Consider the following 14260-nt stretch of genomic DNA (forward strand, 5'->3'; position numbering starts at 1 on the left):
GTGAGCGCCCCTCGGACGCCCCGGCTCTCCCACACACATCGAGTACGTAGGGCTGTTCCATGGAAGGCTTCAAGAAGTTCCTGCTCCAGGGAAACCTGGTGCAGCTGGCGGTCGCGGTCGTGATCGGCACGGTCTTCGCCAACCTCATCACCGCGTTCACCGAGGGGTTCATCACCCCGCTGATCGGGATCTTCGGCGGCATCCCCACCTTCGGGGACCTCTACTTCGAGATCAACGGCAGCCGGTTCATGTACGGCTCGTTCATCGACGCCCTGATCTCGTTCCTGATCACCGCCGCGGTCCTGTACTTCCTGATCGTCCTGCCGCTCGGCAAGCTCATGGAGAGGTTCGTCAAGGCCGAGGAGGCCACCACCCGGGCCTGCCCCTACTGCTGCGTCGACATCGACAAGAAGGCGTCCCGGTGCTCCCACTGCACGAGCGAGGTCGTGCCGGAGACCGTCTGACCGTTCCGGGGCCGGGCCACGGTCCCTCCTCCCTGCCGCGCGGGAGGCCGTGAACGGCCCGGACACAGGTCGGGGGCGGCCCGTGCGGGCCGCCCCCGGGGGTCACCTGCTGTACTCCCAGTGCCAGGGCTCGAAGGGACTGGACTTCGCCCAGGCGGGATGGTGCCAGCCGAAGTCGGCCCCGTTGGCCTCCATCCAGTTCCAGCGCTCGGACCTGAAGTTCTGGATCCCGCAGCCCAGGTCGATCGCCTGCCCCAGGCCGTGGTTGCTCGTGCCGGGGACTGCGGCGAAGCCGGGCGGCTCCTGCGCGTAGACGCGGTGCTGGTTGGGCAGGTCGCGGTAGGCGCTGGTGATGCAGATGTTTTCGCCGAACTCCGTCACGTACCTCATGTTGAGTTCGAGGAAGTCGACCGCGGCGTCGGCGCGCAGCTGCTTGTCGTCGTACAGGTCGCACAGGGCGTCGGACGGCAGCAGGCCGTTGGGCGAGCCGTTCGCCCTCGACGCCGCCGAGGGGTCGCAGTCCGCGGCGGCCATGTAGGCGTCCGGGTCGATGCCCCGGTCCTCCAGCTCCTGGACGAGCTCGTTCATGCTCGTCTCGGACTGCTCGCGCAGCTCCTCGACCTCCGCCGCGAGCTCCACCTGTTCCAGCTGGGTGGTGGTCTGGAGCTCCTGCGCCTGGCTCGCCAGCTCGACCTGCTCCTCGCGGAGGTCGGTGGCGTCCTGGATGAGCGCCTGGTTGTTCTCGGAGATCTTCGCCGCGTAGGACTGCGTCTGGAGGTCGTCGTCGAGCGTGCCCGACGTCAGCATGGTGAGCAGGCCGCCGTCGGGCTGCTGGTACAGGGTGCTGGCGAGGGTGGCCAGGGGCTCGCGCATCTCACCGAGTTCGAGCTCGGTCTGCTGGAGCTCGTGGAGCGTGGAGACCAGCTCCTCCTGGGCGGACTCCAACTCCTCCTGGCGCTCGACGTGGCGCTCGGTGGCCTCCTCCAGCTCCTGCGAGGACGCCTCCGCCCGCTCGCGGAACTCGTCCAGGTCGGCCGCGGCCGGCGCCAGCGCGGCAGGGTGGACGGGGACGACGAGCAGAGCGGTGACCAGCACGAGCGTCAGCGCCTGGACGCAACGGACACGCTGGAACGCCGCGAACGCGGTGAGCGCCCCGCCGCCATCCGGCACGCGGGACCTGCGCCGCGCCGGATCAGAAGTGAACGGCACGAATGATCCTCCGGCTGCTTTTCCTCGAACACCTACCCGTGACCGCAAGGAACGTACTACATGTCCACATGCGGACACACGGAACCGTTGCGCCGGAGGAAGCGGACGCGGTGCGGGCTCGCGCCCGTCCCGCCGCCGTCTTCCCCGGCCGTCGGTGAAGTACCTGGTCATCACTGTGCGGGCCTCACTCCGACCCGCCCTTCAGGGCGATCGGCGCACATATCCGGCCATGACGCACCACGCGTCATGAACAACGTCACAACGCGCCAGGACAACCAATCGTAGGTCAGCGTACTCCGCCATGCACGCAGAGTCCCCCAGTCACACCCCGGGAACACGGTCCGACACCCCATTCACCTCTATCCTGGGTTAGGCTTGGCCCTGCGGCGGGGCAACGCATACCTCCGCCGAACCCATGGCTCCATAGCTCAGGGGATAGAGCACCGCTCTCCTAAAGCGGGTGTCGCAGGTTCGAATCCTGCTGGGGCCGCACGTGTGGATCGGGGTCCCTCCTTCGGGAGGGACCCCGATCCGCTTCCAGGGCCTGCTCCGGATCCCGGTCCACCCGGTCCGCGGATCCCTGTCGGCCCTCGCGCAACGGCGGCTTCCTCCCGCCCCGTCCGGCAGACACGGCGGCGACGCGGGGGTGCGAGAATCGTCGCCGCTCCCCAGCCCCCTAAGGACGACCGACATGGACCCCTCCCCGCCGAGGACCGCGGCCCGGTGGCGTGCGTTCCTGAACGAACACAGTTCCGAGTTCCTGGACTCCGCCTACCTGCGCACGGCGGAGGCCGAGGACAGGGCCGAGTGGATGGTGAGCCCCGCCCAGCGCGAGAACCGCTGGCTCGGGTACGAGCCGGCCGCCGAGGAGGCCGTCCTCGCCGCGGAGGAGCGCCTGGGCGTATCGCTGCCGCCGTCCTACCGGAACTTCCTCCTGGTCAGCAACGGCTGGAGCACCCTGGCCTACACCTTCGACCTGCTCCCGGTGGAGAGGATCGGCTGGTTCCCCGAGGAGGACCCCCAGCTCTACTCCTGGTGGTCGGAACCGCACATGGGCCACTTCGCCGACCGGCTCCGCGTACTGGAGCGCTGCCTGCTGATCTCCGACGACGACGGGGGCAGCGGCGGCATGTGGCTGCTGCACGCCGACAGCGCCGACGGTGACGGCGAGTGGACGGCCTACACGTGGTGGCCCGGCGACGGCGGGGACCCCGAACCGTACGGGGACTTCGCGGCGCTCGTGGCGGAGGCGCACCGGATCGCCGTCGGCTCCTGACCGGGGCCCGGCCTCGGGCCGCGATGCCCGCCCGTGTGTGGGCCGACGGCCGGAGGATCGACGGAAAGCGCTCTCCCCGCCGCCGGGGGCGTCTTCCCCGCGTGGACGCCTCCGCGCGGCGGCGGTGCGGCGAAAGGCCCGTCCGGCCGCCCCGGAGGGCGCCGGACGGGCGGTGGGGGCCGGACCGGCGTGCGTGCACGGGTCCGCGGCCTCAGGGGCCGGTGCGCGCGTCCGTCGGAGAGCCGGGATCCGGCGGTGCGGCGCGCCCGGGGCCCCCTCCTATCGCGTCACCGGGGTGCCGCCGAAGGTGACGACGAGGGTGCCGTCGTCGTCGAAGGACCAGTCCAGGTCCCCGTCGTAGGACGAGCACCGGGGGCCGTCGGAGCCGGACCAGAACTGGTTCGAGCCGTCGGAGTCGCCGATGATCCGGTCGTTGGAGCCGCTGTCGCACGAGGTGTTGCCGCGGAACACCGAGGAGCCGCCGTCGAAGTTGAAGTTGCGCTCCTCGCTGCCGATGGAGATGTTGTCCGACACCGTCATCGAGCCGACGTTGCGGTTGTACGTGAACCCGTGCTTGCCGTTGTCGTAGGCGATGTTGCCCCGGATGACGTGGTCCACCCCGATGTCCTCGCCCCCGAGCTTGAAGCCGTTGCGGTCGCCGTCGCCCGCCTGGGAGCCGTCGCTGAGGGTGCCGTTCCCGTAGGCGAGGGAGTCCTCGACGGTCACGGCGCCGATGGGGCCGGTGTCGGACTTGGTGTAGAGGTCCCAGCCGTCGTCGATGTTGTTGTGGGCCACGGTGTCCCGGAAGACGTTCCCGGGACCCGAGGTGAGCTTGGCCGCGAAGCCGTCGGCGTCCTCGCCGTCGGAGTCGACGTTGTCGTGGGACACCGTGCTCACGACCAGGTTGTTCGCGGGCCACTCGCTCTCGGGGGTGTCGGAGGTCCGGCGGGAGATCTGGAGCCCCGTGTCGCGGTTGGAGCGCGTCACCGTGCGCTCGACGACGTTGTCGCTCCCGCTGATGAAGATGCCGTTGTCGCCGGCGTTCTGGACGACGATCCCGCGGATGTGCCAGTGGGAGCCCTCCAGGGCGAGCCCCCGGTTGGCCGGGTCCTCGCTCTGGGCGGAGAAGTCCAGGACGGGGCTCTCACCGGGGGCGGCGAAGAGCTCGGTGGGGGCGCCGGAGGAGCCGCCGGAGCCCTCCGGGAGGGTGACCGTGTCGGGGAGGTCGTAGACGCCGCCCTGCAGGTAGACCGTCCCGCCCGCGCTGATGCGGTCGATCGCGGAGGTCAGGGTGGTCGGGTCCGACTCCGTGCCGCCCGCGCCGTCGTCGCCGTCCGGCGACGCGTACAGCACGGTGTCCGCCAGGGGGGTCGGCTCGGCCTGCGCCGCGCCGGCGGAGGTGACGCCGAGCGCCGCCGCCAGCAGGCCGGCGCACGCGATGAGGGGTCTGGTTCGCATTCTTCTTCTCCGACTTCGTCCGAGGGTCCGAGGGGGGTGGAACCGTCCCGCCGCGGCGTCCGGACCGTCCCCGGGGTGCCGGGGCCCGCGTCCGCCGCGCGGGTCGCGCCTGCCCCGGCCGCCGCCGTGGCGCCGGTCGAGGTCTTCCCTTCTATTGGAAAGCGCTTTCAGCACAGAAGGTAGAACGCCGCCCACGGGGTGTCAACGGTCTGGCCGTCATGCGGATTTCATGTTATGGAAACATGCCCGCCATGCCGCGGCCCCCGGCTCGGCCCCTCCGCCGGCGCCCGTCCCGGCGGAGGGCGGCCTCCCCCGGCAGAAGGTCGCGCGCCGGCCCCCGTGTCGGCATGACAATTCGCCCCCGCCGATCGATGATGGACCGGTCGGAGCAGACGTCACAGCAGGTCGGGGGGTATTCGGATGACAGACGGGGACCACGCCCCCGACGAGGGGCCGGACGGGGACGAGGAGACCGGCCCGCCCTCCCGGCAGCGGGGCGGATCCGCCTCGGCCATCGCCAACGCGCTCCACCGCACACCGCACCCCGGTCCGCAGCACTGGGGCGGCCCCAGGCCCCGGAAGGCGGATCCGGACCCCTTCTTCACGACCAGGCTGGGGCCGCCGCCCAAGCGCCGCCGCGGCTGACCCGCCCACCCGGCGCCGCGCACGGACTCGGGACGGGACGGGACGGGAACGGCGGCGGCGCCGCGGCCGATCCGCCGGACCTCCACCGCCGGAAGCGGCGCCCTCAGAGGAACGGGCGCCAGGGTGCGAGCACGACCTCGCTGAACTTGGCCGCGAACGGCCGGCTCCGCCACTCCTCGGCGGTCAGCTCCCGGCAGTTGGTGAGGTCCTTGGCGAAGACGTCCTCCAGGTGAGCCGCCACGTGCTCGTCGAAGATCTCCACGTTGATCTCGTAGTTCCCGGTCAGGCTCAGCCGGTCGACGTTGGCCGTGCCGACCGTCGACCAGCGGCCGTCCACCGTCGCCGTCTTGGCGTGCACCATGGCGTCCTGGTACAGCCACAGCCGCACCCCGCCGCCCAGGAGCGCCGAGTACAGCCCGCGGGCCAGCCAGTCGGCGATGATGTGGTTGGAGTTCTCCGGGACGAGGATGTTGACGTCGACCCCGCGCTCGGCGGCGTCGATCAGCGCCCGCTGGAGCTCGCGGTCGGGGATGAAGTAGGCCTGGGTGAACAGCACCCGGTCCTTGGCCCGGTCGATGGCCTCCAGGAACATGGCCCGGATGGGGTAGATGAGCTGCTCGGGCACGTTGCGGTGCACACGGAACCGCGGGTTCCACTCCGCTTCCCCCAGCCCCACCAGTTCCGGGTGTCCGCCCCGGCGGTTCATGTTCCAGAAGTCCGCGAACGCGTTCTCCAGCTCCCACACCGCCGGGCCGGACACCCGGAGGTGGGTGTCGCGCCACTCGGTGGCGTACAGCGACCCGACGTTGTAGCCGCCGACGAACCCCACCTCCCCGTCGACGGTGAGGATCTTGCGGTGGTCGCGGCCGGACTTGCGGACGTTCAGGAGGAGCACGCCCGGCCGGAACGCCGGGTAGCGCAGGACCTTCACGCTGTCGGGGAAGCGGTAGAACGACCGGGGGACCACGAGGTTGGCGAAGCCGTCGTAGACGACGTACACCTCGACGCCCCGGTGGGCCGCCTCGATGAGCGCCTGCTTGAACCGGTGGCCGACCCGGTCGTCCTTGATGATGTAGGACTCGAACAGGACCCGGCGGCGGGCGCCCCGGATCGCCGCGAGCATGTCCTCGAACACGTCCTCGCCGTAGGTGTACACGGTGGCGGCGGTGTCGCCGACCGGCAGTTCGGCGGGGGCGGTCCGGGGGAAGTTCGCGCGGTGCGGCCGCACCTTCCTGCGCCAGTGGTTGATCCCCATGAGGGTCGCGGCGACCGCGACCTGGGTGGTCACCAGACCCACGAGCCCCCACTTGACCACGGATCTGAGCGTGGAACGTCTGGAGCGTGGCAAAGTCGCCTCCCGAACAGGCCGGCCGCCGCGCCGGGGGCCCGACCCCGGAGGCCGTCGCATCCGGCACAAGGTGGACCCCAACCGTAACCCGGCGCGCCGCCCACCCCCTCACACGGTCGGCACGTGTCCCCCGTCACATCGGCGTCACGCCCGCTCGCGGAGGCGGAGCGCGACGAGTTCGGTGGTGGGGCTCTCCTTCCGCCCCCGGACCAGTCGCCGCTCCAGCGGGTAGAGGGCGGCGCCCGCGAGCCAGCCGGTCGGCGCGGTCACCGTGGCGGCGCGCAGGATCCCGCCCCATGCCTTGCGCCACGGCAGGGCGGCGTCGACCTGGGCGTTCATCAGCACGAGCATCGGGACGCGGCGCACGATGTCGAACCCCGCCTTGTCCGCGGTCCCGGCGATCCACGCGAGGGTCCGGTTGACCTGGTGCTCACCGCGCTGCTCCGGCCGCCGGAGGCAGTTCTCGGAGATGACGAGCAGGCCGCCGGGGCGCAGGACCCGCGCGAACTCGCGGACCGCGGCCGTGTAGCGCTCGTCGTCGGTGATGTGGAAGAGCATGTCCATGCAGGAGACCGCGTCGAAGGAGCCGTCCTCGAAGGCGTCCAGCTCCGAGGCGTCCTGGCGGACGAACCGGTGCTCGGGGAACCTCTCGCGCAGGCGTTCGACGGCCGCTTCGGTCATGTCGGAGCCGGTGACCGCGGACGCGCCCAGCCGGTCCCACAGCCGCACGTAGAAACCGGTGCCGCTGCCGACGTCGAGGACGTCGGCCCCGCGCGGCCGCAGGCCCGCGACCTCGCGCAGGAACACCTCCTCGCGCACCCGGTACATCCACGTGTTGAAGGGCCTTCCGAGGGCCCGGTACCCGACGCCGCTCTCGGTCCAGTCGCCTTCGAGCCGGCGTTCCCAGAAATCGCGGAGTTCGCTGTGCGTAGCCATGCCACCACTGTCACACCGGCCACCCGGGCTTGTCCCGTCGCAGCGCCGGTGAGGCCCCGGAACCGCCGCGGCGCCGTCCGCGCGGGGCGGGCCGAGGGGGACCGCCCGTCCCACGGGGCGGGCCCGCTCCGCCCCGTCAGGGCCCCCGGTGGGCGGCGACGAGCTCGACGAACCCCAGGGCGACCCGGTCGTGGGAGTCCACCGTGAAGCCCGCCTCCGCGGCGACCGTCCTCGGGAGCCGCCGCGGGTGCTCCTTGCGCGCCTCCCGGAGGCGGAAGGGCCAGCGCGTGTAGTCGACGTGGTCGACCAGCAGCAGGCGCCCGCCGGGCCGGAGCACCCGGTGCATCTCGTCCAGGGCCCGGCGCTGGTCGGGGATCGTGCACAGGGCGAGCGCGCACACGACGGTGTCGAACTCCCCGTCCGCGAAGGAGAGCGCCTGGGCGTCGCCCTCCCGGAGCACAGCGTCCACGCCCAGGGCCGAGGCCCGGGCCCGCGCGTGCTCCAGCATGGCGGGGCTCAGGTCCACGCCGGTGACCTCCGCTCCGGCGGGGTAGTGGGCCAGGTTCCGGCCCGTGCCCACCGCGACCTCCAGGACCCTGCCCTGGGCCGGGGCGCACAGCCTCGCGCGGACGCCCCCGAGCACGGCCTCCTGGAGGCGCGCCCCCTGTTCGTACCGCCCCGACAACCGGTTCCAGTCACCGCGCACGCGCTCGGTCCGCTCGTCCATGACACCCTCCCCGTTCCCGCCCTTGACCGGACCTCCAGTCTGGAAGTTAATGTCCACATGAAGTCAAGTGCGTCGGAGCTGTCCATCGGGGAACTGGCCGGGGAGTTCGGCCTGGCCGCCCACGTCCTGCGGCACTGGGAGGCGGAGGGGGTGCTGGAGCCGGCCCGCCGCTCCGGCGACCGGCGCCGGTACGCGCCGGAACAGCGCGTCCAGGTCGCGCTGGTCCTGCAGGCCCAGGAGGCGGGGCTGAGCCTCGCCCAGATCCGCGGGGTGGTCTCCGCCCCGGACGGCGGGTCGCGCCGGGCGCGGCTGGCCGAGCACCTGGCCCTGCTGGACGAGCGCCTGGAGCGGCTGCGGGCCGCCCGCGAGATGGTGGCGCACGTCGTGTCCTGCGGCGCCGAGGACTTTCTGGAGTGCCCGCGGATGCGGGAGATGCTGGAGGCGTCGTCGACGTGTCCCGCCCTCCACGGCCCCGGCCGCACCCCCCGGGAGAGGCTCCCGGACGCCCTCCGCCCCCCGGCGGGCACACCGTGCCCCGGGACCGGGACGCGGTCCGGGCGGCATGTCGTCCCGGACTGCTAGAACGGGTGCCGAAACCCCGGACCGGCCCCTGGAGCAGACGATGCCGAACAGCACCCACCTCACCGAGTACGCCGACCTCCCCGTGGTCGAGTTCCCCGCGACGGAGGCGAAGGAGCCGGCCCCCGGCGAACTGGCCGCGGCGCTCGCCGACCCGGGTTCGGTGGCGTGGCGGCTGCGGGCCGACCCGTACGAGGCGGCGGAGACCTTCCCCGCGTACTTCGCCCGCTTCCTGGCGGACGTGGACACGGCCCGGGTGGGGGCGCTCGTCATCGGGACCTGGGGGGACGGCCCCGAATCGCCGTCGACGGTCCCGCGCGACCTGCTCATCGCCCACGCGGAGGCCTTCCCGTCGCTCCGGGCGCTGTTCTTCGGGGACATCGTCTACGAGGAGAACGAGATCTCCTGGATCGAGCAGAGCGACCTCTCCCCCCTGGCCGCGGCCTTCCCCGCGCTGGAGGAGCTGGCCGTGCGCGGGACCGGCGAGACCTCCGTGGGCGGCGGCAGGCTCGACCTCCACCTCCCCGAGCACACCGGCCTGCGGACCCTCACGGTCCAGAGCGGCGGCCTGCCCGGGCGGGTGTGCCGGGGGATCGCCTCCTCCGGCCTGCCCGCCCTGGAGAACCTGGAGCTGTGGCTGGGGGTGGACACGTACGGGTGCGACACCACGCCGCAGGACCTGGCGCCCGTCCTCTCCGGCGGGGCCTTCCCCGCCCTGCGCTACCTGGGCCTGCGCAACGCCGAGGGGATCGACGACTGGATCGCCGTCCTGGCGGGGGCGCCCGTGACCGCCTCCCTGGACGTCCTCGACCTGTCCCTGGGCACCCTCACCGACACCGGCGCCGAGGCCCTGATCGGCGCCGCCGACGCCTTCCGGCACCTGCGGAGGCTCGACCTGCACCACCACTACGTGTCCGAGGGGACGGCCGAACGCCTCCGCGCCGCGCTCCCCGGCGTGGAGGTCGACCTGTCCGATGTCCAGAGCCCGCGTGCCCACGACGGGGAGTTCCACTACTACACGGCGGTCTCCGAGTGAGCGGAGGCGCCGTCGGCGGTGTCGCACCAGGCTGTTAGACATAGGGGCGTCCGCAATCCCAGGCAGGAGAAACCATTGCCGAACCGCAGCCACCTGACGGAGTTCGCCGGCCTCCCCGTGGTCGAGTTCACGGGGTGGGACGCCCTCAGGGACGACTTCGGGCTCGCCATGTACTGGGCCCGCAACCGCCGCGAGCCGCACACCGAGCACCCGAAGAACTACGAACGGCTCTTCGAGGCCATCGCCGACCCGGGTTCGGCGGCCTGGCGGCTGCGGATGGAGACCCCCTCCTACGGCACGGGCTCCAACGGCCCGATCGACACCCTGGGCCAGTACCTCGGCCGGTTCGCGGAGATCGTCGCGCCCGCGGAGGTGACCGCCCTGATCGTCGGGTACATGGGGGGCGACTACGAGGCGATGCCCCCGGACGAGGTCCGCGACCGGCTGCTCGACATCGCGCCGAAGCTGACCGCCCTGCGGTCCCTGTTCTTCGGTGAGATCCGCCAGCAGGAGAACGAGATCTCCTGGATCGAGCACGGCGACCTCTCCCCGCTCCTCGCCGCGTTCCCGGACCTGGCCGAGTTCACCGTCCGCGGCGGCAGCGCCGGCCTGGGGCTGGCGCTCGGGGAGCACCGCGCGCTGCGCAGCCTCACCGTGCAGAGCGGGGCGCTCCGGCCCGAGGTCGTGCGGGACGTGTGCGCGTCCCCGCTGCCCGGCCTGGAGCGCCTGGAGCTGTGGCCGGGCTCCAAGGAGTACGGCGGTGAGAGCACCCCGGAGGACCTGGCCCCCGTCCTCTCCGGCGAGGCCTTCCCGCGCCTGCGCCACCTGGGACTGCGCAACGCCGAGGAACTGGACGACTGGATCCCCGCGCTGGCCGGGGCGCCCGTACTCTCCTCGCTGGACACGCTCGACCTCTCCCTGGGCACCCTCACCGACGAGGGCGCCCGGGCGCTCCTCGGGGCGCCGGCCTTCCGCGGCCTGAAGCGGTTGGACCTGCACCACCACTACATGTCCGAGGAGACGGCCGCACGCGTCCGCGCGGAGTTCGCCGGGGCCGGGGTGGAGGTCGACGTGTCCGACCCCCGGGAGCCCGACGTCGGCGAGTACGGCGGAGAGACGCACGTCCACCGCTACTCGGCGGTCTCCGAGTGACCCGGGAGCGGCCCCTGGTCGTGGTGGGGGTCCCCGGCAACCGCCGCCTGGACCTGTTCCTCGCGGCGGCCCGGTCCGCGGGCCTGGCGCCGCCCTCGGTCGTGCCGTGGCGGGAGCTGGCCGCCGGGCCGGTCCGCCTGCCCGACGGCGGACTGGTCCGGGTGGACTCCCCCGGCGGCGACGTGGAGACCGAGCGCCTGCTGCGCGGCTGGGACCGCGCCCCGGACCCGTACCGCGCCGAGGGCACCGCCGACCACCACGCCGGGTTCCGGGCCGCCCTGGACCGGCTCTCGGAGGCGGTGGCCGCCGCCCCGGGCGCACGCCTGCTCCAGGATCCGCAGGACCTGGTGGACATGTGCGACAAGCGGCGCTGCCACACCCGCCTGGCCCGCGCGGGGGTCCCGGTCGCCCCCGCGCTGCCCGGCCCGGTCACGGGCTACGCGTCGCTGCGCGCCGCGATGGCCGACCACGGCTGGACACGGGTGTTCGTCAAGCCCGCGCACGGCTCCTCCGCCTCCGGGGTGGTCGCGCTGGCCGTCGCGTCCGACAGCCGGGTCCGGGCGGTGACCACCGCCGACCTCGTGCGCGGCGGGGACGGGTCCGTGCGCCTCTTCAACAGCCTGCGCCCGCGCACCTACACGTCGGAACCCAACATCGCGGCGGTCGTGGACGCCCTGGCCCCCGAGGGGCTGCACGTCGAGCGGTGGGTGCCCAAGGCCGGTTTCGACGGCCGCGTCCTCGACCTCCGGGTGGTGGTGGTCGCGGGGCGAGCCACCCACGTCGTGGCGCGCACGTCGTCCTCGCCCATGACCAACCTGCACCTGGGCAACGCCCGGGGCGACATCGACGCCCTGCGGGAGTCGGTCGGCCCCCGTGCCTGGGCCGAGGCGACGGCCACCGCCGAGGCCGCCGCCGCGTGCTTCCCCCGCACCCTGCACGCGGGGGTGGACCTGATGCCCTCGCCCGGCTGGCGGCGGTTCACGGTCTGCGAGGTCAACGCCTTCGGCGACCTCCTCCCCGGGGTGCTGCACGAGGGCCGCGACACCTACGCGGAGCAGCTGCACGCCCTGGCCGCCGGCCGCTTCCCGACCGGCGCGCCCGCCCCTCCCGTCCCCGCCCCCTGAGGGACCGCCCCCGAAGAGCCGGACCCGCACACCGGGCCTGCGCGCACACCTCCTCCCGAAGAAGAACGATGAGCACCGAACCCGACATGAACGCCGTGGTGGGCACGCACGACATCCTGCTGCTCACCCTGGACACGCTGCGCTTCGACGTGGCCGACGAACTCGCGCGGGCGGGCCGCACCCCCCACCTCGCCCGTCTGCTGCCGGACGGGGGGTGGGAGCGCAGGCACGCCCCGGGGAGCTTCACGTACGCCTCCCACCTGGCGATGCTCGCCGGGTTCCTGCCCACCCCGGCCGCGCCCGGCCCCCATCCGCGCCTGTTCGCCGCCGCCTTCCCGGGAAGCGTGTCCACCGCGCCGCACACCTGGACCTTCGACACCCCCGACCTGGCCTCCGGCCTCGCCGAAGCGGGGTACCACACGGCCTGTGTCGGGGGGACGGGGTTCTTCAACCGGCGGTCGGCGGTGGGGTCGGTGATCCCGGACATGTTCGCCGAGAGCCACTGGGAGGAGTCGTTCGGCGTGGCCGACCCCCGCTCCTTCGAGAACCAGGTGGCGCGGGCCGTGCGGATCGCCGGGGAGCGCCCGGCCGACCGGCCCCTCTTCCTGCTGCTCAACGCGTCCGCACTGCACCAGCCCAACTGGTTCCACCTGCCGGGGGCCTCCCCCGGGGACGGCGACACCCCGGAGAGCCACGCGGCCGCCCTGGAGTACGTCGACCGGCACCTGCCGCCCCTCCTCGCCGCGATGTCCGCCCGCCGCCCGTGCTTCGCGATCGTGTGCTCCGACCACGGCACCGCCTACGGCGAGGACGGGTACACCGGCCACCGGATCGGCCACGAGACCGTATGGACGGTCCCCTACACCCACGCGTTCCTGCCCCGGGGACGCACCGCACCCGTCCACGCCGAGGAGGCGACCCCGTGACCGTCACCCCCGTGCCGCGCCCGGAACCCGTGCGCGAGGACTCCCCGTACCGGTCGTACGTGTACGCCTATCCGCACAAGAGCGCCTACCGGCCCTTCGCGGACCGCCCGCCGCTGGCCGACCTGTGGCGGGACGAGGACGTGAGCGCGCTGTCCCTGTACGCGCACATCCCGTTCTGCGAGATGCGCTGCGGGTTCTGCAACCTGTTCACGCGGTCCACGCCCCCGGCCGAGCAGGTCACCGCGTACCTGGACGCGATGGAGCGCCAGGCCGGGGAGGTGGCCGCGGTGCTGCCCGACGGGTTCCGGTTCGCGCGCGCCGCCCTGGGCGGGGGGACGCCCACCTACCTGACCGCGGACGAACTCGTCCGGGTCTACGACCTGACCGAACGCGCGTTCGGGGTGGACCTCTCCCGGACACCGGTCTCGGTGGAGACCTCCCCCGCCACGGCCACGCCCGACCGGCTGGACGTGCTCCAGGCGCGCGGCCTGACCCGGATCAGCATGGGCGTGCAGAGCTTCCTCGACTCCGAGGCCCACGCCGCGGGGCGTCCGCAAAAACGCGCCGAGGTGGACCGGGCCCTGGCGGCCGTGCGCGGGCACACCTCCGCCGACCTCAACCTCGACCTCATCTACGGGATCGACCGGCAGGACGCCCGCACGTGGGCGTACTCCCTGGACACGGCGCTGGAATGGGCCCCGGAGGAGGTCTACCTCTACCCCCTGTACGTGCGGCCTCTCACCGGCCTGGGCCGCCGCGCCCGGGACTGGGACGACCACCGGCTGGGCCTGTACCGGCAGGGGCGCGACCACCTGCTGGAACGCGGCTACGAGCAGGTGTCCATGCGCATGTTCCGGCGCGCGGACGCGCCCGCCACCGGCGCGGACGTGCCGGACCACTGCTGCCAGACCGACGGCATGGTCGGGCTCGGGTGCGGGGCGCGGTCGTACACGGCGTCCGCCCACTACTCGTTCGACTACGCGGTGGGGGTGGGCCACGTGCGGTCGATCATCGCGGACTACGTGGGACGCGGCGCGGGGGACTTCGCGCACGCGGAGGTGGGGTTCCTGCTGGACGACGGGGAGCGCCGGCGCCGCCACCTCGTCCAGTCTCTGCTGCGGGCCGAGGGCATGGACGCCGCCGCCTACGCGGAGCGGTTCGGCGGCCACCCCGCGGAGGACTTCCCGGAGCTGTTCGCCGCGCTCGGCGCGCGCGGCTGGCTGGAACCGGACGGCGGTCCGGGCACGGTGCGGCTGAGCCCGGAGGGCCTCGCGCACTCCGACGCCGTCGGGCCGATGGCCTTCTCCGCCCGGGTGTCGGCGCTGATGGCCGAGTACGAGGCCCGGTGAGCGCCGTGGAACCCGCCGCGGACCACGGGGC

At 73.1% G+C, this 14260-nt stretch carries 14 protein-coding genes and 1 tRNA gene; 10 read left to right on the top strand and 5 right to left on the bottom strand.

What is annotated here, in order from left to right; translation table 11 throughout:
* Window positions 1-59 precede the first annotated feature (59 nt).
* On the top strand, window positions 60-464 hold the full coding sequence (locus tag ACWGL3_RS09925) for an MscL family protein (protein ID WP_267948023.1): 405 nt from the start codon (window positions 60-62) through the stop codon (window positions 462-464).
* Between the two features lie 102 nt (window positions 465-566).
* On the opposite strand, the gene ACWGL3_RS09930 is transcribed toward ACWGL3_RS09925, so the two are convergent.
* Complete coding sequence (locus ACWGL3_RS09930; protein ID WP_267948022.1) at window positions 567-1673, bottom strand: D-alanyl-D-alanine carboxypeptidase family protein; 1107 nt, start codon at window positions 1671-1673, stop codon at window positions 567-569.
* A gap of 417 nt (window positions 1674-2090) precedes the next feature.
* Between ACWGL3_RS09930 and ACWGL3_RS09935 the strand changes: the two genes are divergently transcribed.
* A tRNA-Arg gene (locus tag ACWGL3_RS09935) sits at window positions 2091-2163 on the top strand.
* Between the two features lie 201 nt (window positions 2164-2364).
* Entirely contained in the window at window positions 2365-2949 is a 585-nt protein-coding gene (locus ACWGL3_RS09940) for an SMI1/KNR4 family protein (RefSeq protein ID WP_452461156.1), read from the top strand.
* A 279-nt stretch (window positions 2950-3228) separates the two neighbouring features.
* Here the strand turns inward: ACWGL3_RS09940 and ACWGL3_RS09945 are convergent, their stop codons facing one another.
* Window positions 3229-4407, bottom strand: a complete 1179-nt coding sequence (locus ACWGL3_RS09945) for a right-handed parallel beta-helix repeat-containing protein (protein ID WP_378554025.1) — start codon at window positions 4405-4407, stop codon at window positions 3229-3231.
* A gap of 420 nt (window positions 4408-4827) precedes the next feature.
* Here ACWGL3_RS09945 and ACWGL3_RS09950 point away from each other — a divergent pair, with 420 nt between their 5' ends.
* A complete protein-coding gene (locus ACWGL3_RS09950) occupies window positions 4828-5052 on the top strand; it encodes a calcium-binding protein (protein WP_344183021.1) in 225 nt (74 codons plus the stop codon).
* A gap of 103 nt (window positions 5053-5155) precedes the next feature.
* Here ACWGL3_RS09950 and ACWGL3_RS09955 read toward each other — a convergent pair whose 3' ends face one another.
* The 3 genes from ACWGL3_RS09955 to ACWGL3_RS09965 all read right to left on the bottom strand — a co-directional run bounded on the left by ACWGL3_RS09955 (window position 5156) and on the right by ACWGL3_RS09965 (window position 8063).
* Window positions 5156-6367 (bottom strand): phospholipase D-like domain-containing protein, encoded by a 1212-nt coding sequence (locus ACWGL3_RS09955; RefSeq protein WP_267948019.1) that lies wholly within the window; start codon window positions 6365-6367, stop codon window positions 5156-5158.
* Window positions 6368-6544: 177 nt separating this feature from the next.
* A complete protein-coding gene (locus tag ACWGL3_RS09960; protein ID WP_452461157.1) occupies window positions 6545-7336 on the bottom strand; it encodes a class I SAM-dependent methyltransferase in 792 nt (263 codons plus the stop codon).
* A 136-nt stretch (window positions 7337-7472) separates the two neighbouring features.
* A complete protein-coding gene (locus ACWGL3_RS09965; RefSeq protein ID WP_452461158.1) occupies window positions 7473-8063 on the bottom strand; it encodes a class I SAM-dependent methyltransferase in 591 nt (196 codons plus the stop codon).
* 57 nt (window positions 8064-8120) lie between these two features.
* Here ACWGL3_RS09965 and ACWGL3_RS09970 point away from each other — a divergent pair, with 57 nt between their 5' ends.
* The 6 genes from ACWGL3_RS09970 (at window position 8121) to ACWGL3_RS09995 (ending at window position 14229) form a co-directional block, all read left to right on the top strand.
* Window positions 8121-8645: a MerR family transcriptional regulator gene (locus ACWGL3_RS09970; protein WP_267948016.1), complete on the top strand. Its 525-nt coding sequence runs from the start codon at window positions 8121-8123 to the stop codon at window positions 8643-8645.
* 40 nt (window positions 8646-8685) lie between these two features.
* Complete coding sequence (locus ACWGL3_RS09975) at window positions 8686-9678, top strand: STM4015 family protein (RefSeq protein ID WP_267948015.1); 993 nt, start codon at window positions 8686-8688, stop codon at window positions 9676-9678.
* A 75-nt stretch (window positions 9679-9753) separates the two neighbouring features.
* Entirely contained in the window at window positions 9754-10830 is a 1077-nt protein-coding gene (locus ACWGL3_RS09980) for an STM4015 family protein (RefSeq protein WP_267948014.1), read from the top strand.
* Window positions 10827-11954, top strand: coding sequence for an STM4014 family protein (locus ACWGL3_RS09985; protein ID WP_267948013.1), 1128 nt, complete (start codon window positions 10827-10829; stop codon window positions 11952-11954). The genes ACWGL3_RS09980 and ACWGL3_RS09985 overlap by 4 nt, the downstream gene beginning before the upstream one ends.
* 68 nt (window positions 11955-12022) lie before the next feature.
* Window positions 12023-12880: an STM4013/SEN3800 family hydrolase gene (locus tag ACWGL3_RS09990; RefSeq protein WP_267948012.1), complete on the top strand. Its 858-nt coding sequence runs from the start codon at window positions 12023-12025 to the stop codon at window positions 12878-12880.
* The gene (locus tag ACWGL3_RS09995) at window positions 12877-14229 is read left to right on the top strand and encodes an STM4012 family radical SAM protein (protein WP_352986997.1); all 1353 of its coding nucleotides are present in this window, start codon (window positions 12877-12879) and stop codon (window positions 14227-14229) included. Before ACWGL3_RS09990 ends, ACWGL3_RS09995 begins: the two co-directional genes overlap by 4 nt.
* Window positions 14230-14260: the final 31 nt, after the last annotated feature.

This window comes from Nocardiopsis sp. NPDC055824, from assembly GCF_053616335.1.